This window comes from Corallococcus sp. AB038B (assembly GCF_003668955.1).
Classification (GTDB): domain Bacteria; phylum Myxococcota; class Myxococcia; order Myxococcales; family Myxococcaceae; genus Corallococcus; species Corallococcus exiguus.
Genome location: NZ_RAWO01000009.1, coordinates 166482 through 184306, shown reverse-complemented (window position 1 = coordinate 184306; position 17825 = coordinate 166482). Strand labels below are relative to the sequence as shown.

At 65.8% G+C, this 17825-nt stretch carries 13 protein-coding genes; 7 read left to right on the top strand and 6 right to left on the bottom strand.

Annotation, left to right across the window (positions count from 1 at the left end):
- Positions 1-9 precede the first annotated feature (9 nt).
- The 4 genes from D7Y04_RS29510 to D7Y04_RS29495 form a co-directional block, all read right to left on the bottom strand.
- Positions 10-3219, bottom strand: a complete 3210-nt coding sequence (locus D7Y04_RS29510) for a fused MFS/spermidine synthase (RefSeq protein ID WP_121761429.1) — start codon at positions 3217-3219, stop codon at positions 10-12.
- A 117-nt stretch (positions 3220-3336) separates the two neighbouring features.
- Positions 3337-4458: a hypothetical protein gene (locus tag D7Y04_RS29505; RefSeq protein WP_120594965.1), complete on the bottom strand. Its 1122-nt coding sequence runs from the start codon at positions 4456-4458 to the stop codon at positions 3337-3339.
- A gap of 2 nt (positions 4459-4460) precedes the next feature.
- Positions 4461-5234, bottom strand: a complete 774-nt coding sequence (locus tag D7Y04_RS29500) for a hypothetical protein (protein ID WP_233601639.1) — start codon at positions 5232-5234, stop codon at positions 4461-4463.
- 62 nt (positions 5235-5296) lie between these two features.
- Positions 5297-6217 carry an ABC transporter ATP-binding protein gene (locus tag D7Y04_RS29495; RefSeq protein WP_233601628.1) on the bottom strand — a complete coding sequence of 307 codons (921 nt, stop codon included), beginning with the start codon at positions 6215-6217 and terminating at the stop codon, positions 5297-5299.
- Between the two features lie 393 nt (positions 6218-6610).
- Between D7Y04_RS29495 and D7Y04_RS29490 the strand changes: the two genes are divergently transcribed.
- The 5 genes from D7Y04_RS29490 to D7Y04_RS29470 all read left to right on the top strand — a co-directional run bounded on the left by D7Y04_RS29490 (position 6611) and on the right by D7Y04_RS29470 (position 11297).
- Positions 6611-6820, top strand: coding sequence for a hypothetical protein (locus D7Y04_RS29490; RefSeq protein ID WP_120594963.1), 210 nt, complete (start codon positions 6611-6613; stop codon positions 6818-6820).
- A 63-nt stretch (positions 6821-6883) separates the two neighbouring features.
- Complete coding sequence (gene hemB / locus D7Y04_RS29485) at positions 6884-7852, top strand: porphobilinogen synthase (RefSeq protein ID WP_121761428.1); 969 nt, start codon at positions 6884-6886, stop codon at positions 7850-7852.
- 210 nt (positions 7853-8062) lie between these two features.
- Positions 8063-8473: a hypothetical protein gene (locus tag D7Y04_RS29480; RefSeq protein WP_233601627.1), complete on the top strand. Its 411-nt coding sequence runs from the start codon at positions 8063-8065 to the stop codon at positions 8471-8473.
- Positions 8474-8496: 23 nt separating this feature from the next.
- Entirely contained in the window at positions 8497-9114 is a 618-nt protein-coding gene (locus D7Y04_RS29475; RefSeq protein ID WP_120594961.1) for an RDD family protein, read from the top strand.
- Positions 9099-11297 (top strand): ATP-grasp domain-containing protein, encoded by a 2199-nt coding sequence (locus tag D7Y04_RS29470; RefSeq protein WP_120594960.1) that lies wholly within the window; start codon positions 9099-9101, stop codon positions 11295-11297. The genes D7Y04_RS29475 and D7Y04_RS29470 overlap by 16 nt, the downstream gene beginning before the upstream one ends.
- Before the next feature lie 63 nt (positions 11298-11360).
- Here the strand turns inward: D7Y04_RS29470 and D7Y04_RS29465 are convergent, their stop codons facing one another.
- Positions 11361-11885, bottom strand: coding sequence for a phospholipase D family protein (locus tag D7Y04_RS29465; protein ID WP_158624352.1), 525 nt, complete (start codon positions 11883-11885; stop codon positions 11361-11363).
- 321 nt (positions 11886-12206) lie between these two features.
- Between D7Y04_RS29465 and D7Y04_RS29460 the strand changes: the two genes are divergently transcribed.
- Positions 12207-15917 carry an N-6 DNA methylase gene (locus tag D7Y04_RS29460; RefSeq protein ID WP_147452006.1) on the top strand — a complete coding sequence of 1237 codons (3711 nt, stop codon included), beginning with the start codon at positions 12207-12209 and terminating at the stop codon, positions 15915-15917.
- Positions 15914-17476, top strand: a complete 1563-nt coding sequence (locus tag D7Y04_RS29455) for an AAA family ATPase (protein ID WP_120575510.1) — start codon at positions 15914-15916, stop codon at positions 17474-17476. The genes D7Y04_RS29460 and D7Y04_RS29455 overlap by 4 nt, the downstream gene beginning before the upstream one ends.
- Positions 17477-17615: 139 nt before the next feature.
- Here the strand turns inward: D7Y04_RS29455 and D7Y04_RS29450 are convergent.
- Positions 17616-17825, bottom strand: a 210-nt coding sequence (locus D7Y04_RS29450; RefSeq protein WP_199749750.1) for a phospholipase D-like domain-containing protein, incomplete at its 5' end; no start/stop codon positions are given.

Sequence of the window (17825 nt, the reverse complement as noted above, 5' to 3'; positions counted from 1 at the left end):
GGGGCGGACCTACTGTCCCTCTGGGACGTCCGTGGCCTGCGGCGCCTCTTGTTTCGGCGCCTCATTCTTCGGGGGCTCTTCCGGGAGGGCGTCCTCCAGGAAGGGAGGGGGCGCCTGGGCCAGGAAGCGCTCCAGGTCCTCCCGCGCCGTTTCCGCCCGGGCGTCGCCATGCTGGGCGTAGCACGCGGCACGCTCCATCAACAGCTCGCGGTTCCATGGGAAATGCGGCTCCAGGGGCGAGAGCCCCTCCACGCACATCGCCATGCCTCCCGCCGCGACCGCGAGCCTCGCGCGGACCAGCTTCCGCCGCTCCGTGGCCGCGCTGGCCGCGAAGGGCTGCTCGAGCGCCACGTAGAGCCGCCGGGCCAACTCCGGAGAGCGCTGGCCCACCCGGACCGCGGCGCCCAGCGCCGTGCGCGTCAGCTCCCGCGTCGGCCATGGATCCTCTCGCAGGGCCGTGAACGCGCGCTCGAGCAACGCCGTGGCGGGAGCATCCTGCTTCTGGGACTCCAGGTGCAGGGCCTCCAGGAAGTCCGCTTCGACGGGGAGGATCGTCCTCAAGGCCTGCACGGCCTCGAGCGCCTTGGGGTTGCGGGTCATCACCAGCGCGCGTGCCACCAGGTACTGCTCGCGGGGGCCGCGGGGTTCCCGCTTCAAGCGCGTCCAGTGTCTCAGCGCCACGGCGTCCTGGCCCGCCAGCGCGGCGTCGACGAAGGCCTTGTAGGGACGGGCCTGTTCGGACACCTGCCCAGGGAGCGTGGTCCCCAGCCACAACCGCAGCTCTTCCACGCGCCCCCAGTCCGGGCTTCCCCCCGTGAACGCCAGCCGGTCCACCCCGAACCGCCGCGACAGGCGGCCCATGTCCGCGGTGGAGAAGGAGATGGATTGGCCCAGGCCGCGCGCGAAGGCGAACTCCATGGAGGACAGATCGTCCGTGTTGATCATGTTCGCGCCGCGCTCCGCCGCCAGCTTCGCCAGCCCTGCGTTCGCGATGAAGTGCGCGAGCACGCCCTCCAGTTCGTCCGTCCGCCACACGGCGGACAGCGCGGTGCGGAAGGGCTCCTGGGCAATGCGGGCGCGCAGCGCTTGCAGCTCGAGTGACTGCGGCTTCGTGGAGGCGATGAGCAGCAGGTCGCCGGACTGCGTCTGCCAGGTGACGACCTCCGGGAACTCCGAGACGAGCGTGGCGTAGGCGCTCTGGACGGTGAGGGAATCCACTTCGTAGGCCTGGAGCCACTGCAGGAACAGGCCCCCCTCGGACAGCCGCTGCTTCGCCGCCTGGTAGAACTCGCGCGTGAAGAGGCTGGAGATGCCGGCGCGGTACGGGTTGGAGGGCTCGGAGAAGATGATGTCGTAGCGCTGGCGGGTGGTGAGCAGCACCTCGCGTGCGTCGCCGAAGGCGGTGTGCACCTTCGGGTTGTTCATCACGTCCGCGTTCACCGAGTGGCTGCGGCGCGCGACCTCCAGGATGGCGGGTTCGATTTCGACCACGTCCACGCGCTCCATCTCCGGAACCCGGCCCAGCCAGCCCGCGGTGCTGCCCGTGCCCAGCCCGATGACCAGCGACGTGCGCGGCGCCGGGTGCAGGATCGCGCCGACGAGGCCCGCCATGACCTGGGTGGTCGCGTCACCAATGGCGTTGCCGTCCACCTTGCCGTTGACGATGAAGTGCAGGGCGTCGTCATCCCCCAGCGCGACGCTGCTCTCCACGCCCTCGTGTTCCCAGGCGATGGCGGCCCGGCTGGTGCGCAGGAATCCGTCGATCCGCTGGTTGTTGGCGTTCTCCAACCCCGTCCGGCCCGCGCCCACGCCGGAGTGGCGCCACGCGGCGGTGGGGCCCTGCGCGGTGAGCAGCAGCACGGCGAGCGCGGCGGCCAGCACCGGCGCCACCAGGGCGCTGCGTTGGCGCTCCCGCTGGAAGGAGAGGAGGGCGGCGCCCAGGCCCAGCGCCGCGAGGAGTCCGGACACGGCCTGCCACGTCACCGGCGCGGTGAGCAGCGGAATCACTCCGAAGCCGCCCGCGAGCGAGCCCACGATGGAGCCGCCCGTGTTCCACGCGTACACCTGGCCCACCTGCCGGCCCGCGTCCTGCCTGCCCCGCCCGATGAGGGCGAGCAGCAGCGGGAACTGCACGCCGGACACGAACGCGGCGGGCAACACCACGATGGAGGTGATGAACGTCCAGCCCAGCGCCATTCCCGCCAGGCCCATGCCTCCCAGGGGGCGCAGCAGCGCGGCGAGGATGGCCACCCGGTCCCCCAGCGCGAACGGCAGCGCCATCAGCACGGCCTCCGCGGCGCAGGTGAGCGCGAAGCCCTGGAGCGTTGCCGGGCGGTGGCGGAAGAAGACGGTGTAGGCGGTGCCGCCCAACCCGATGCCCAGCAGCGCCAGGGCGAGGATGAGCCCGAACGTGAACGTCGTACCGCCCAGGAGCGGTCCCAGCATCCGGTACCAGACCAGCTCCATCAGCAGGAACGCGAAGCCCACCACGGCCGCGGCCACGAGCACGAAGCCCTGGGGCGGCAGCGCGCTCGCGTTGGCCACGGGCCCGGTGGCGGGCACCGCCTCGGCGGGCACGGGCGTGGCCGGAGCGTCGGACTCCATCGAACGGCTCACGGAGCGCGCGGTGATGGCCACGAGCGCGTTGAGCAGACAGGCGCACCAGAGCGTGGAGCGGTTGCCCAGCACCTCCAGCAGCAGGAACGTGGACGCCACCGCGCCCGTCACGGCGCCCAGCGTGTTGATGCCATAGAGCAGGGCGAGGTCGCGGCGGTGCGGGTCCGCGTCGGAGAGCACCGCGCGCGCGGCGGCCGGGAGCGTGCCGCCCATGAGCACCGTGGGCACCGCGAGCACCAGCAGCGACAGCACCAGCCGCACGACGGTGCCCAGGCCCAGGCCCATCACCGGCGTGCCGCCCAGGGCGATGTAGATGGCGCGCACCGCCTCCACGAGGAAGGGGCTCAGCGCGGCGCTCGCGGCGATGAGCAGCTCCAGGTTCGCGTAGAAGCCCAGAGGCCGCGTCTGCCGGTCCGCCCGAGCGCCCAGGAGCGCGCTGCCCAGACCCAACCCCGCCATGAAGATGGCGAGCACCGCGGCCGAAGCGGCGGTCGAGGCCCCGAAGATGAGGCGGAACTCCCGCACCCACACCGTCTGATAGACGAGTGCGCAAAGCCCCGAACCGAAGAGGAGGGGAGCCACCCTCCAGACGCGTGCGTTCATCGAACCCTCGGGGAGCCGGCGCCCGTCCTTTTCATGGCGGGTCGCGGCTCCCTACCGGGTCCTAGTATCTCGTACGAGTTGTCCGGCTGAAAACAGTGAAGCGGGGCCTGCCTGCCCCTACGGCGCCGGTTTCGCGCGCTCGGAGGCCTGGCGCTCCTGGCGGCACCAGGCGAGCTGCTCCTGGAGGGTGGCCAGGGGCACGGCCAGCTCCAGCTTGAAGGACGAGCCGTCCGGCCGGATCTTCGCGAAGTCCAGGAGCTGCGCCAGGTCGTCCTTGCCGTCCGCCTGGGCCTTCATGCGCGCCATGGACAGCGCGCCGCCCAGGGACTTGCCCAGGTCCGTCATCTTCTCCGCGTCCAGGCCCGTCACGTTGGCCACCATGGCCACGTCGCCGCTGGTGTCCAGGTGCAGCTCCACGTTCTGGGCCACGTCCGTCAGCCGCCGCGCCAGGTCCTCCTGGCCCGGCCCCAGGAGCTTCGCCAGGGTCTCCACCGCCAGCACGCCGTACATCTCGCCGTAGGTGCTGTTCTCATCCAGCAGCGGCGCGCCTTCCTCCTGGCCGCGCCCGTCCATGCGATCCAACACCGTCTTCACGGAGTCCGGCGACTTGCCGAACACCAGCATCTGGTTGTTCCAGGTGCCCACCGCGCTGTCCATGCGCCCGCGCTGCGTGCCGCCGTCCGGCAAGGCGAAGGTCGTGTCGCCAGGCTCGTACACGCGCGCGCCCGGGCCGTGGTCGGATGCCACGCGCTCGCCCAGGAGCTCCTGGTACTTCGCCTTGCTGAAGTCGCCGGAGAGGATGACGCCCTCGTCGGTGACGACCAGCCGGTCCAGGTCCTGGAGCGGATCCACGCCGCTCAGCGCCTTGAACTGCTCCAGGTTCTTGCCGCCGTCGCGCAAGAGGCAGTCCATGAGCAGCTCGCCCACGGGCGAGTAGCGGAGCGCGTTCGCCTCGATGACCACCGCCGTGCGGCCCGGGCCGCGGGGCAGCGCCGCGAGCAGCGGATCCCTCGGCTTCGCTGGCGCGGCCACGCCCGCGTCCACCACCGCGGGCATCACCCAGGTGCGCCGTTTCTCCGCGCGCTCCAGGTCCGTGCCCCGCATGCGCCGGGGGAACTCCACGTCCGGAGCTTCCGCGGCCGGCTTGTCGCCCTGGCCCGTGAACATCAGGACCGCGCCTCCGGCGAACAACAGCAGCGCCCCCACCAGCCACACCCTCCTGCGCCCGCGCGAATCCATCCTCAGCAGTCCTTTCCTTCGAAGTGCCAGAAGCCCACGGAGAGGGCCCCCAATCCGAACACCAGCACGCCGCCCAGCAGCATGCCCAGCGAACCCTTCTCCAGCGGCGTGGAGCTGGCCAGGTCCGCCGCGCGCGACGCCAGCGCGGACAGCCGGGGCAGCACCAGCGTCACCGCGTCGAACGCCGTGCGGCCGAAGCCCGACTCCAGGTAGCGCGACACGTCCGCGCGGAAGCCCGCGAGGATGCCGCCCACCAGCAGTATGAAGCCCGCCGCCGAGCACAGCGCCGCGCTGCGCACCAGCGTCGCCGTGGTGAGCATCACCGCGTACACCGCCGCGAACCCCACGCACGCCAGGCCCCCGGCGATGAGCGGCCCCACCGTCCAGTATCCCGTCTTCACCCCGAAGATGAGCGTCAGCCCGCCCGCGGCGTACACCGTGCCGCCCAGGGCCAGCGTCATCACCCCCAGGAACGTGCCGGCCAGCAGGTGCCAGCGCTGCAGGGGCAGGGAGAGGAGGTGCTCGATGCGGCCGGGAGACAGGAGCCCCGGCGCGAAGTCCGAGCACGCGACGATGCCGAAGAGGATGCCGCCGTAGAACACCAGGTACGCCGCCGCGCGGTACATGGGCCGCAGCGCCACGTCCACGGACATGATGTTGGAGCGCATCACCTCGCCGAACAGGCGCGTCGCCGCGAGCGCTCCGTCCACGACCTCCAGCTTGAGGCTGAGCGCCACGGTGGCCAGCACCAGCGTGAGCCCCACCATGAAGGCCATGATGAACTTGCGCGACGCCGCCTCGCGCAGCACGTAACCGGCGATGACGAAGACAGGGCTCTTCACGCCGCCACCCCCGGCCCGCCGACAGCGCCCAGGAGCACCGCCTCCAGGTCCGCGCCCTCGCGCTTGAGCTCCATCAGCAGCGCGCCCGAGGCCCGCGCCCGGTCCAGCGCCGCGTTGAGCACCGCCACGTCCGCCGCTTCCACCGTGTACACGCCGTCCTCCCTGCCACCGACCATGGGCGTCACGCCCGCCCGCGCGTCACCGCCCACCGCCGCGCCAGTCCTTCCATCCCGCGGTGGATCCGCCACGGCCATGAAGCCCGCCGCCGTCAGCGCCTGCGTATCCGCGCCGGGCGCGAAGCGCACGCGCCAGCGGGCCCCCGCCTTCGCCAACTCCTCCAGCCTGCCTTCGCGCAGCACGCGCCCGTCCGCGAGGATGGCCACGCGGTCGCACACGCGCTCCGTCTCCGCCAGCAGGTGAGAGTTGAGGAACAGCGTCACGCCCTTCCGGACCTCCTCCTGGAGGATGCGGCGCACCTCCAGCCGGCCCATGGGATCGATGCCGTCCGTGGGCTCGTCCAGCACGAGCAGCGCCGGGTCTCCCAACAGCGCCGCCGCCAGTCCCAGCCGCTGCCGCATGCCCTTGGAGTAGCCGCCGATGCGCCGGTCCACCGCGTCCGACAGACCCACGCGCTCCAGCAGTCGTGCGTGCGCGGCCGCGTCGACCTTGAGCCCCTTGAGCCGGGCCACGGTGGCCAGGAACGCGGGCGACTTCCACGTGCCGGGCAGGTGCAGCCGCTCCGGCAGGTAGCCGATGCGCGCGCGGATGGCGGGATCCTCCGGCGACCCGCCCAGCACGCGCACCGTGCCCGCGGTGGGCCGGACGATGCCGAGCACACTCTTGATGAAGGTCGTCTTGCCCGCGCCGTTGGGGCCAATCAGCCCGAACGCGCTGCCCGCCGGGACGTGGAGGTCCATGCCCCGGAGGGCTTCATGGCCGCCGCGTCCGAACGCTCGGCGATACGTTTTTCGCAGGCCCTGCACTTCAAGGGCGGGAGGAGGAGTCGTCACGGTTACGACTGTAGACGACCCGCTGGGCGGATGATTGCACTCGCATGGAAACCAGTGCCCTCGGGGGAGGGACGGGCGGCCCTGCATGCGGGTTGCCCCTCCGCGTTCCCGCGTTCGCGCCGATGGGAAAGGCCTTGCGCACCCTGAGCGCGCGTGGCGCGACGCGACACCTCGTCTTTCCCGGGCGTTGCACTCCTGGGAGTTCCAACGGTGCCCCTGGTCCAGACCCTGCAATGCCAGTCATCGACCCGCGGGACGAAACGCCAACCCTCGCGGACACACCAAACAGGAGACATGGGAATGACGTGGGCAAACGGGACCGAGCAGCAGCTTCAGGACGCGCGCCGTGAGCTGGAGGCGGCCGAGCGGGAGCTGAACACCGGGACCGAGGCGGCGCGGGTGCGCTACGCCCGGGCGCTGTACGAAGCGGACCTGGCCGGGCGGCGGGCCGACCGCCTGGCGCGCGACTCCCGCCGCCAGCAGCTGACCTGGCGCCCCGTCGCCGGCTGAGCAGGCGGATTCAGGACGCGGAAGGGGTGAAGCGCGGGGCCCGGCGGTTTATACCGGCGACCCATGGCCCACCCCGTCCACCGTCCCCGCCGGCTGCGCCGCTCGGCGGCCCTCCGTGACATGGTGAGAGAGACGCGTCTCTCGCCCACGGACTTCATCTATCCGCTGTTCGTCGTGGAGGGCCGGGACGTTCGCCGTCCCATCTCCTCCATGCCGGGCGTCTTCAACTTCTCGCTGGAGCACGCGGTGAAGGAGGCGAAGCTCGCGAAGTCACTGGGCGTGCCGTCCGTCATCCTCTTCGGCATCCCGGACCACAAGGACGCGCGCGGCACCCAGGCATACGCGACGGACGGAATCGTCCAGCGCGCCATCCGGGAGATCAAGGCCGCGGAGCCGGACCTGCAAGTCATCGCGGACGTGTGCCTGTGCGAGTACACCGACCACGGCCACTGCGGCGTGCTGGACGGCAACCACGTGGCCAATGACGCCACGCTGCCCTTGCTGGCCCAGATGGCCGTCACCTGCGCGCAGGCGGGCGCGGACATCATCGCTCCGTCGGACATGATGGACGGCCGCATCGGCGCCATCCGCAAGGCGCTGGACGAGGTGAAGCACCAGGACACGCCCATCATGGCGTACTCGGCGAAGTACGCCTCTGGCTTCTACGGTCCGTTCCGTGAGGCTGCGCAGAGCACGCCGCAGTTCGGCGACCGCCGCGGCTACCAGATGGACCCCGGCAACGTGCGCGAGGCCATCCGCGAGACGGCGCTGGACGTGGAGGAGGGCGCGGACTTCATCATGGTGAAGCCGGCGCTGTCGTACCTGGACGTCATCCGCGCGCTGCGGGAGAACTTCGATCTGCCGCTCGCCGCGTACAACGTCTCCGGCGAGTACGCGATGCTCAAGGCCGCCGGGCAGAACGGCTGGGTGGACTACGAGCGCGTGATGTTGGAGGTCCTCACATCCATCAAGCGCGCGGGCGCCGACCTGGTCATCACCTACCACGCCCTGGAAGCGGCCAAGCTCCTGTAGGCGACACCCGGGCGCCCGTGTTCGGCGGAAGGCTTGATCGCTTCCGCCGCTTGCGCCCAAATGGTCCCCACAACGATGCCCACAAAGAAGAAGCGGCCGGGACGCAGAACCGAGAAGCCTCCGCCCAGACGTGGCGCGACGTCCAAGGTCCGTAAGGGCCCTGCACCGCGCACCCCGTCGAGCCAGCGCCCCGGAAAGGGCCGCGCTCCGGTGGTCCGTGAACCCGGGCCGTTGCAGTACAAAGTGGTGGAGCTGTCCACGGTGGACGAGGGAGCGCTGGAGCGCACCTTGAACGAGTGGACGGCCAAGGGTTGGAACCTGGACGGCGTGCAGTTCGCGATGCGCGAGTCCTCCAAGCGCCCGGCCATGGCCTTCATCTTCTTCACCCGCGAGGGCGAGGCCGCGCGGCACGACGAAGACAACGCGCGGCAGAAGCTGTTGCGCATGTCGGAAGGCGGAAGCCCCACGGCGCGACTGGCGGCGGAGCACGCCGGAGAGCACGCGCAGACGGTGGTGCCCTTCGTCCACCCGCTGTCCGCGCACGAGCGGCTGGCGAAGCTGGCGGGGTTGGACGAGCCGGAGCCCACCGAAGAGGGTCTCACGCTGGAGCCCGAGGAGTGAGCACCGCCCCCGATCGCAGTCTCATGGCGGAAGGCCGGAGCGCGGGCCGCGTGCTGCGGCTGGTGCAGGAGGACGCGGGACCGGACTCACCGTACCCGAAGGCGTCGCTGCTCCTGCGCCTGGGCGCGCGCATCATCGACTGCGCGGTGGCCTGGGGCCTGTACGTGGTGTGCGGGGCGGCGGGCGCGGTGGTGGCGCTGCTGTTCCTGCTGCTCGCGGACGGGATGCTCCAGGGGCAGAGCGTGGGCAAGCGCATCTTCGGCGTGAAGGTGATGCACCTGCCCACGCGCTCGGCCGCACGGCACCGTGACAGCACGCTTCGCAACGCGCCGCTCGCGCTGGTGGTGCTGCTGGGGATGATGCCCGCGCCGCATGGCGTGGTGGCCGCCCTGGCGGGCTTCGTGGTGATGGGCGGCGTGGAGGCGTGGCGCGTGCTGCGCGACCCGCTGGGCCTGCGGCTGGGAGACACCTGGGCGCAGACGCAGGTGGTGGACGGGAAGGTTGTCGCGGGCGCGACGGTTGCAGCCCGCACGCCGGTGGCCGCCACGCGCGCCCCGGGTCGTTTGATGTCAGCGGCGAAAGTGCGCCGCGGCAAGGCATTCAGGAAAGGGAGACGGGGTAAGCCATGCGCATCGCGCTGACCTACAACCTGCGGCTTTCGGACTCGGAAGAAGAGGCGGAGTTCGACACCCAGGAGACGGTGAACACGCTGGCGGGAGCCATCGAGCGGCTGGGCCATCGCCTGGAGCGCTTCGAGGTGAGCGGCCCCGCGTCGCGCACCGTCGCCCGCCTGGAGGCGTACAGCCCGGACCTCATCTTCAACACGGCGGAGGGCCGCCGCGGCCGCTTCCGTGAGGCGTTCTACCCGGCGCTCTTCGACGAGCTGGGCTTCGCGTACACGGGCTCGGACGCATACGCGCTGGCGCTCACGTTGGATAAGCAGCTCACCAAGCTCATCCTCTCCAAGCACGGCATCCGCACGCCGGGCTGGCAGTACGTGGAGAAGCTCAGCGAGCTGCAGCCGGAGAACCTGCGCTTCCCCGTCATCGTGAAGCCCAACTTCGAGGGCTCCTCCAAGGGCATCACCCAGGACTCCGTCGCGGAGACGCTGGAGCAGGTGCGGGAGAAGGTGGCGAAGGCGCTGGAGAAGTACCCGGCGGGCGTGCTGGTGGAGGAGTACATCAGCGGGCGCGACCTCACGGTGCCGTTCCTGGCCGCGGTGGACAACGACTTCGACGGCGTGCTCGCGCCGGTGGAGTACGTCATCGACCCGGAGGCGTCCCAGGGCCGCAAGTACGCCATCTACGACTACGAGCTGAAGACGCGCCGGGAGAAGGCCGTCTCCGTGCGCGCCCCCGCGAACATCCCGGCGAAGATGTCCGAGGACGTCCGCACCATGGCGCAGAAGATCCTCCAGGTGCTGGACTGCCGCGACCTGGGCCGGCTGGACTTCCGCGTGTCCGACGCGGGCGTGCCGTACTTCCTGGAGATCAACGCGCTGCCCAGCCTGGAGCCGGGCGCCGGCATCTACGCCGCGGCGGAGCTGGAAGGGCTGCACCTGGACGGGGTCATCAACTCCATCATCCAGAGCGCGGGCAAGCGTCACAAGATCCGCGACTCCAAGAGCCGCCAGGGCCGGCCCGCGCGCAAGTCCGGTCCGCTGCGCGTGGGCTTCAGCTTCAACGTGAAGCGCGTGAAGCCCAGCGCCACGGCGGAGACGGTGCAGGAGGACAGCGAGGCCGAGTACGACTCGCCCAACACCCTCCAGGCCATCCGCGAGGCGATTGCCTCCTGGGGCCACGAGGTCATCGACCTGGAGGCCACGGCGGAGCTGCCCACGGTGCTCTCCAGCACGCCGCTGGACGTCGTCTTCAACATCGCGGAGGGCTTCAAGGGCCGCAACCGCGAGAGCCAGGTGCCGGCGATGCTGGAGCTGCTGGACATCCCGTACACGGGCTCTGATCCGGCCACGCTGTCGCTCGCGTTGGACAAGGCGCTGGCGAAGAAGATCGTCCGTCAGGCGGGCATCCTCACGCCCAACTTCCAGCTGATGGTCACGGGCAAGGAGCGCCTCAACAAGGAGTTCACCTCCTTCCCGCTCATCGTGAAGCCGGTGGCGGAGGGCAGCTCCAAGGGCGTCGTCACCAAGAGCGTCTGCTACTCCGAGACGGAGCTGCGCGACGTGGTGAAGGAGATCGCCGGCAAGTACCAGCAGCCCGCGCTGATTGAAGAGTACATCGGCGGCCGCGAGTTCACGGTGGGCCTGCTGGGCGAGCGGCGTCCGCGCGTGCTGCCGCCCATGGAGATCGTCTTCCTGGACAAGGCGGAGAAGAACCCGGTCTACAGCTTCCAGCACAAGCTGGATTGGACGGACCGCATCCGCTACGACGCGCCCGCGAAGATTGAACCCGCGCTGCTGGAGAAGCTGCGCACGGCGGCGCGCAACTCGTTCATGGCGTTGGGGTGCCGCGACGTGGCGCGCATCGACTTCCGCATGGACGACAAGGGTCGCATCTACTTCATCGAGTGCAACCCGCTGCCCGGCCTCACGCCCGGCTGGAGCGACCTGGTGCTCATCGCGGCGGGTGCCGGCATGGACTACCGGACGCTGATTGGCGAGATCATGGCCCCCGCCATCCGCCGCTACAAGGAGCGCGAGGCACGCCGGGCCCAGACGGAGAACCCGGCCGGTACCCACGCGCCGCCGCTCAACAAGGTCGTGCAGCGGATCGAGGAGCAGAACGCGCGGGCCAACGCCACTGCCGCCGCCTCGGCCTCACCGCAGGAGCCGACGCCTCCGCCGCGTCCGGAGCTCAAGTCCTGACCGTCCGCTGAAGCGCGGGCAGGGAAGGGGACGGTGCCCGAAAGGCGCCGTCCCCGTTTCATTTCAGCCGTCGTTGAGGGACTGGGCCCAGCCCTTCTCGAAGTTGTCGTGGTACGCCTGCCACAGCGCGTCCGAGTAGAACTTCACCAGGTTCTCGTCGTTGTAGCGCAGCGAGTTCTTGGACAGGTTGTGCGAGCCCGTCAGCACCATCTTGCGCACCGTCCCGTTGAAGTTCCCCGAGTAGACGAAGTGCTTGCTGTGCGTGAGCACCTCGCGTGGCGTGCCGTCGCTCGTCTTCACGTTGTTGGCGGAGACGTCGTAGAGCTGGCGCAGGGTGATGTTCTTCGCGCCGGTGAGCTTCGTTTTGATGCCCGCGTCCATGTCCGTGTAGAGCACGCGCACGCGGCAGCCCAGCTTGCCAATGCGCACCAGCTCCGTGGCCACGATGACGCGGCTGTCGTTGAAGTGGTTCTGGTTCACGTCCAGCGTGCAGCCCGACACGTACGTCTTGATGTAGTCCGTGAAGTTGTTCGTCACGGTGTAGGCGAAATGCAGGGAGGGCTCGAAATCGTTCCAAGGCTTTTCCAAGCCCTCCCCGGGTGGCTTCATGGCTACAAGGTTGAGCTATAAGGATGCCCCCCCTTGTCGCGAGAGTTCTGTCCAGTGTCCTCGACTCCAACATATTGGCCCTTGCTTGAGGCAGCGCGAGCCGATGGCCTTTCGACCCACACATTGGATGCGGTTGTTGGACCGCTTGCGACGCTCGTCGCGCTTCGATGGGCCGACGCGCACGATGCTGAGCGGGAGACCGTAGCAGTCCTCAAGGGCGAGAAGCCGCAGACCATCCTCCCTAAAGGGCTTCGCTGGGCTACTTGGTGTGAGGCTCCTCGTCCACTGAGCGAGAGCGAGGTGCGCGTCCTCTGGAGCGGCATTCATTCTGCTCTTATGCTTCCAGCCTCCGTTGAAGAAATGCCGCACGAAGTGCAGCTTCCCAGCGGTCGTTTTCTTGCGGCCATGATGGCCTGGGTCAATGAACTCCCCTTCGACACGCCCGCTGCACGTCGCATGGCAGGCGAGGCGTTAACTGAGGTTGTGCTCCGAGCGCTTGAACTCACGCGTTTCGGTGGCGAGTTCATTACGCCGCGGCTCGTCAGCCAGTTAATGGTAGCTCTCGCGAATCCTTGTCCTGGCGAGCGCATCTACGACCCTTGCTTTGGCACCGGCAGCCTGCTGATCGAGGTGAGCCATGTGCTGAGGAATAAAGCTGGTGAGGTCGCGCTAGGCGAATCGACGCGAGTTCAGGAATCTCCGTTGTTTGGTGTTGAGCGTCAGCCAGACCTATATCTCGTTGCCTTTGTGCAACTTCTGCTCGGAGGCGCCCGCCCTGCACTGATGCTCGGGGATGCTCTTGAGAGTGAAGTGGCTAGCCGTCATCAAGAGCAAGGGTTCGACTGCGTTTTCATAGATCCTCCTTGGGGAATGAAGGTTGAAGGCTCCCATCTGTTTGACTTCCCAATTAAGGGACGTACGAGCGAGAATCTGTTCGCTCAGCATGCTGTGCGCTCCCTTCGAACTGGGGGACGTGCCGTACTAGCGGTGCCCCCTGGGCTGTTGGAGCGTGGCGGGGCAGACCGAGATCTGAGGAAGTCGCTTCTCGAAAACTACCGTATTGATGCCGTTCTGCGCTTCCCGGCTAGAGCATTTCGAGGGTTGCGGAGTATCCCTCCGGCACTGGTGCTTGTTCGTAATGCCCCTCCTTCAGATTCAGTGCGTTTTCTCGATTTGGTTGTTCTACCTGAAACGGCAACGGCCTGCTTCAATCTTGCTCGCGACCTCTTGGCCGGCAACGATGTAGCACCGCACACTGTGCGAGATGTTCCCGTCTCTGAATTGCTTAAGATGGATGCGCAGTTCGTCGTTCCAGCGGAACGAGAAGTTGCGGACGATGTCCTGAGTGGGTTAGCCGCCAAGGTCGACTTAGTCGCTCTTAGAGATGTAGTGCAAATTGTCTCGGGCTTTCAACCGCCGCCCCAAGCTGTAACGGACCATCGTGTCGAGAACGCGCTGCCGCTGCTTCGCATCAGCGATCTATCCGATGGGGTAGTGCGAGTTGGCGACCGGTACCTATCCCCATCGAAAGCGGCTAGGCTTCCGCGACCTGATCAACTCGTACGGCGGGGAGATGTGCTTCTCTCCATAGATGGCACAATCGGCAAGGTTCAGCATATTCGCACGGTGTTCGCGACTTCGCGTGATGCTCTTGTGAGTTCGGACGTGGTGGTAGGGATCGCGCAGAAAGGTCTAGTAATTCTCCGACCGACGACTCCCTCACTTGATGCGCGCTTTCTTGCAGCTGTGTTGGCAAGCGACACGCTCCAGGCATTGTTGCGCAGGCTTGCGCGTGGCGTGACCATCGCCCATCTGCCGCTTAACGTATTGGGAATGGTGAGGGTGCCCGTGCCGCCGCTTGCAGTGCAGGAGCGAGTGTTAAGACGTCTTGTAGATCAACCAGGGGACGCTCTAGATGCTCTGATACTTGTGCTTGCAGGTGACGATGAGGATCCGCTACTGCGTCTCTTCCGGACCAGTCCCGCGCTATCTCGCCTCATTGCAGACGCAGTTCCGGAATCATCAGAACTCCGGAACCTCACTTTTGAGGCATTAAGGGAACTGCGACAACTTCGCAATGCAGTTGCGCATCCTATGGCTAACTCGAATCTCCTGCGTGGAGCCGAGCTAACCGGTGATGCAGTCCAGCTTCTACTGGTTTTAGGGGCAGTACCTGCTCAGGCGCTGCGTCGAGGAGGCGAAGCATCATTTGAGGCTGTCAGTGCCGCACAGGACTTGGCGGTTGCGGCGATGCCAATAGTGAGACGCCTCCCCGGCGCGCTGGGGCGGTACGCTTCGCGCCTGATTGAGCGTTTGGCGCAATGGGGAGAGACAGAGCGCTTGGACCTCCTTGCGCAGGTACAGCTTGCCGTAAAGCACGATGAGCGCGAATTCTGGAAGGACGCCGAAGGAAAAAGTCACACCACAGTCCAAGTAACGCTGCAAGGCGCGATGCCTCTCCGAGACGTCGTGGTGCAGGTTCCTGGCCTGCTTCAAGACGTGCACATCGTTGAGGAATTAAAGCCGGGGCAAAGCTTCGAACTCGATTTGGAACTTCCACCTGGATCGAACTGGCAGGGACACGAATCCGGTGGTGGCGTTAGGAAGCCTCTGTACTGGGCTGCCGAGAAACCAGATGGAGAGGGCCTCACAGGCGAATCTGAAGTCCAGGTCTGGTTTATGTGGAGCAATTGGGGGCCGAGCGGTCCCTTTGCACCAGTTCTCCATATGGAACAGTCGCCAATTGGAGATCGGTGGCTGGATTACGGAACCAGTCCGTACGTGGCGGGCGACGTTGTCGACGATCCGGGCATGTTCTTTGGGCGCAAAGCCGTGCTCGCCGACATTCATACTCACGTTGGCGGCGGCACTAAGGTAATTCTCCTTGAGGGCAATCGCCGCACTGGGAAAACCTCGATCCTGCGCCAACTGCAGCGCCCAGAGATAGGGCTTGTCGACCGATGTGTCCTTGTTGAATCCAGCCTCCAGGGGACCATTGGGGATCCCCTGCGAGACGGCATTCCAACAGAGAAGGTTTTCCGCATGCTCGTTCGAGACATTGGGGACGCTTGCGCAAAGGCAGGCATGCAGGTGCCCCTGCCGGGCATGGAATCTGTGGTTGAACTTAATGCTTTTCGCTTTAGGTTTTTGAAATATTTAGATGTGTATTTTTCTGGCATCGATCCCTATGAGGCATTGCAGATCTACGTTGACATGGTTGTTGCTGCAATTGCCCCGAGGCGGCTGCTGTTGATGCTTGATGAGTTTGATAAGCTTAAGGTTGGTATCGACAACGGCGTTACAAGCCCCTTGGTTCCGGAGAATATTCGCAACTTGCTTCAGACCCGCCCCAACGTCGCTGCCATTATTTCGGGATCGCGTCGCCTCAAGCGCCTTCGTGAAGAATACTGGTCAGCACTTTTCGGGTTTGGGCATCGGATCGGCGTAGATCCGCTGGCTCCATCCGAGGTCGCCGACCTAGTAAGGCGACCTGTGGAGGGTCGCCTTGCCTTCAGTGAGGATGCCATTCAGACAATCACACGGACGACGGCCTGCCAACCCTATTTGGTCCAGTCGCTCTGTGCTCGGGTTTTTGAACTTGCAAAGCGCAATAATTGGCGGCGCATTCGAGCTGCTGAGGTGGATGATGCCGCTAGTCATATGGTCTATGATAATGAGCATTTTCGTGTGCTTTGGAACAGCGCGGCGACCGAGCGTCGACGATATCTCCTCTGGCTCTGTCACCGTCTTGTTGACGAACCGCACCGGATGAATGCGGCGCTGCTCACTCAACGCCTCGAGGAGGCTGGTGTAGTTGTTCCCGTGGACTTAGTGGATGACGACCTCAGATTTCTCATTGAGCTTGAGCTAATCGGACTGAGGAACACGGAGCACGGGCCTCAGTATGAACTTGCCTTGCCGCTGATGGGACTATGGATGAACAAGAATGAGGATGCTGAAGCCCAGCGGCGTAGAGCCGTCAATGAGGCGCAGGGGGGCGTATCAACATGACGACTTTTTGGGGGCGAGCCTCGCTGCTTCAGCGAATAGAGGAGTTGCTCCATGGCCGCCATCACGTCTCGATCGTGGGGGCGCGAGCGATGGGCAAGACTTCCTTGCTTCAGCAGGTCGTGCGCCAGCACGCTGCGGGTTCTAGACTGTTCGCTGGCGCAGGCGTCGTTGACCTGCGGCACAATCCACCCACTTCCACCCACGCAACCCTTAAGAGAGTGGGAGAGGTGCTGCGCGACATGTTCAGGACCACATCCGGACAGTCGTTTGCATTCTTGGCTGATGAGATTGATCTCAACGGGTCGGTAGAACGCCTCTATGATCAGTTGAAGTTCGCTCTCGATATTGTGGCCGAAAGCGAGCAGCGTTTGCTGCTCGCTCTAGACGGATGTGATGCGGTCCTGCAGAACCCAGAAATTCCAATCGATTTGTGGAACAGTATACGGGCGCTCGCCCAACGGAACTCACTAAGTCTCATGACCGGCACCCGAGACCGATTGGTGCAGCTTTGCTACAACCCTGAGGCTCGTGATTCTCCGTTTTTTAATATTTTTTATAGTACGCCTCTTCTCGTTGGGCCATTTAATGAGGCGGACTGGGGGGGCTTGTCCTCGGCATTCGGTATGAGCTTCGATGCCGCCGCGATGAAGGAGGTAGTCAACTGGACTGGCGGCAATCCCTCGCTTGTCTCTCTGCTTTTAGAGCGCATCTTGGAGTCTGCGCCTGAGCAAGTGCAAAAACGCGATGTGGATGAGGCGGCGAATGGGCTCCTTGCTGGCGAGAGTATGGTTCTTGAGGCGATGTGGAGGGATGGGGGCGAAGAGAATCGCGGCGACATAGTACAACTCACACGTGGAGAACTGTCCGCAGCCGATTTTCCTGACGACCGCCTGAAGTTCTTGCTGGAACGTGGCATCGCAGTGTGCCCCGGGAGCAAGGTCAAGCTGGCGAACCGCTTCATTGAAAGGCTCGCTACAAGGAGGCAGGGGGATGTAAGCAGCGCGAGACGACTTTTTGAGCAGCCGAATGATTATGAGTCAAACATCCGTTCATTGCTCGAGCTCCGCCTGGTGCATGTTGGTGGGGGAGATCCCGAGCTTCGTCGCTTGGTGAAGCGAGCGATTCAAGATGTTTCCAGTAATCCCGCTGGGTGTTTGGGTAATGCGCGTGACATTGTGGAGCGAGCCTTGGAGTTCGTGTGGAATGCTGAGGCGCCAGATGGTTGTGTTCCAGAGGCATGGGTTCAACACTGGAAATTCAGTGGTGTCGGTGGAATTGTAGAGAAGCTTCCCGCAAGTCGTCGGCTTCCTTCGCTGGATAAGAGAGGGGAGCACTGCGCTATTCTTCGACTGGCCACGGGGACAGTGGAAGTGTCGCAGCAGGCGAAGTGGCTAACGAAGCCGACGTTTGTGATTATTGAGTTTCTTGTGAGCTTGGGGAATGCGAGGAATCATCGAGATCGATTTGAGTTTACGATCGGATTTTCGGCTGCGTTCTGTATGGTGTGTGTTGAATTGATTGCGGCTCTTTATCGTGAGTTTGATGGTGTAGGTGGGTAGTGGTTTAATGGGTAAGTGGCTGGCGTGGAGCGTAATTGCTGTGAGCATCTTTAAGGGCCTGCTGAGTTGAAGCGGCGCTTGGGCGTTGCTGAAGCGCGGGCAGGGAACGGTGCCCGAAAGGCGCCGTCCCCGTTTCATTTCAGCCGTCGTTGAGGGACTGGGCCCAGCCCTTCTCGAAGTTGTCGTGGTACGCCTGCCACAGCGCGTCCGAGTAGAACTTCACCAGGTTCTCGTCGTTGTAGCGCAGCGAGTTCTTGGACAGGTTGTGCGAGCCCGTCAGCACCATCTTGCGCACCGTCCCGTTGAAGTTCCCCGAGTAGACGAAGTGCTTGCTGTGCGTGAGCACCTC

Coding starts and splice junctions, on each gene's coding strand:
- D7Y04_RS29510 (WP_121761429.1), bottom strand. CDS start 3,219: ATGAACGCACGCGTCTGGAGGGTGGCTCCCCTCCTCTTCGGTTCGGGG.
- D7Y04_RS29495 (WP_233601628.1), bottom strand. CDS start 6,217: ATGGACCTCCACGTCCCGGCGGGCAGCGCGTTCGGGCTGATTGGCCCC.
- D7Y04_RS29500 (WP_233601639.1), bottom strand. CDS start 5,234: ATGGCCTTCATGGTGGGGCTCACGCTGGTGCTGGCCACCGTGGCGCTC.
- D7Y04_RS29455 (WP_120575510.1), top strand. CDS start 15,914: ATGACGACTTTTTGGGGGCGAGCCTCGCTGCTTCAGCGAATAGAGGAG.
- D7Y04_RS29470 (WP_120594960.1), top strand. CDS start 9,099: ATGCGCATCGCGCTGACCTACAACCTGCGGCTTTCGGACTCGGAAGAA.
- D7Y04_RS29490 (WP_120594963.1), top strand. CDS start 6,611: ATGACGTGGGCAAACGGGACCGAGCAGCAGCTTCAGGACGCGCGCCGT.
- D7Y04_RS29475 (WP_120594961.1), top strand. CDS start 8,497: ATGGCGGAAGGCCGGAGCGCGGGCCGCGTGCTGCGGCTGGTGCAGGAG.
- D7Y04_RS29505 (WP_120594965.1), bottom strand. CDS start 4,458: ATGGATTCGCGCGGGCGCAGGAGGGTGTGGCTGGTGGGGGCGCTGCTG.
- hemB (WP_121761428.1), top strand. CDS start 6,884: ATGGCCCACCCCGTCCACCGTCCCCGCCGGCTGCGCCGCTCGGCGGCC.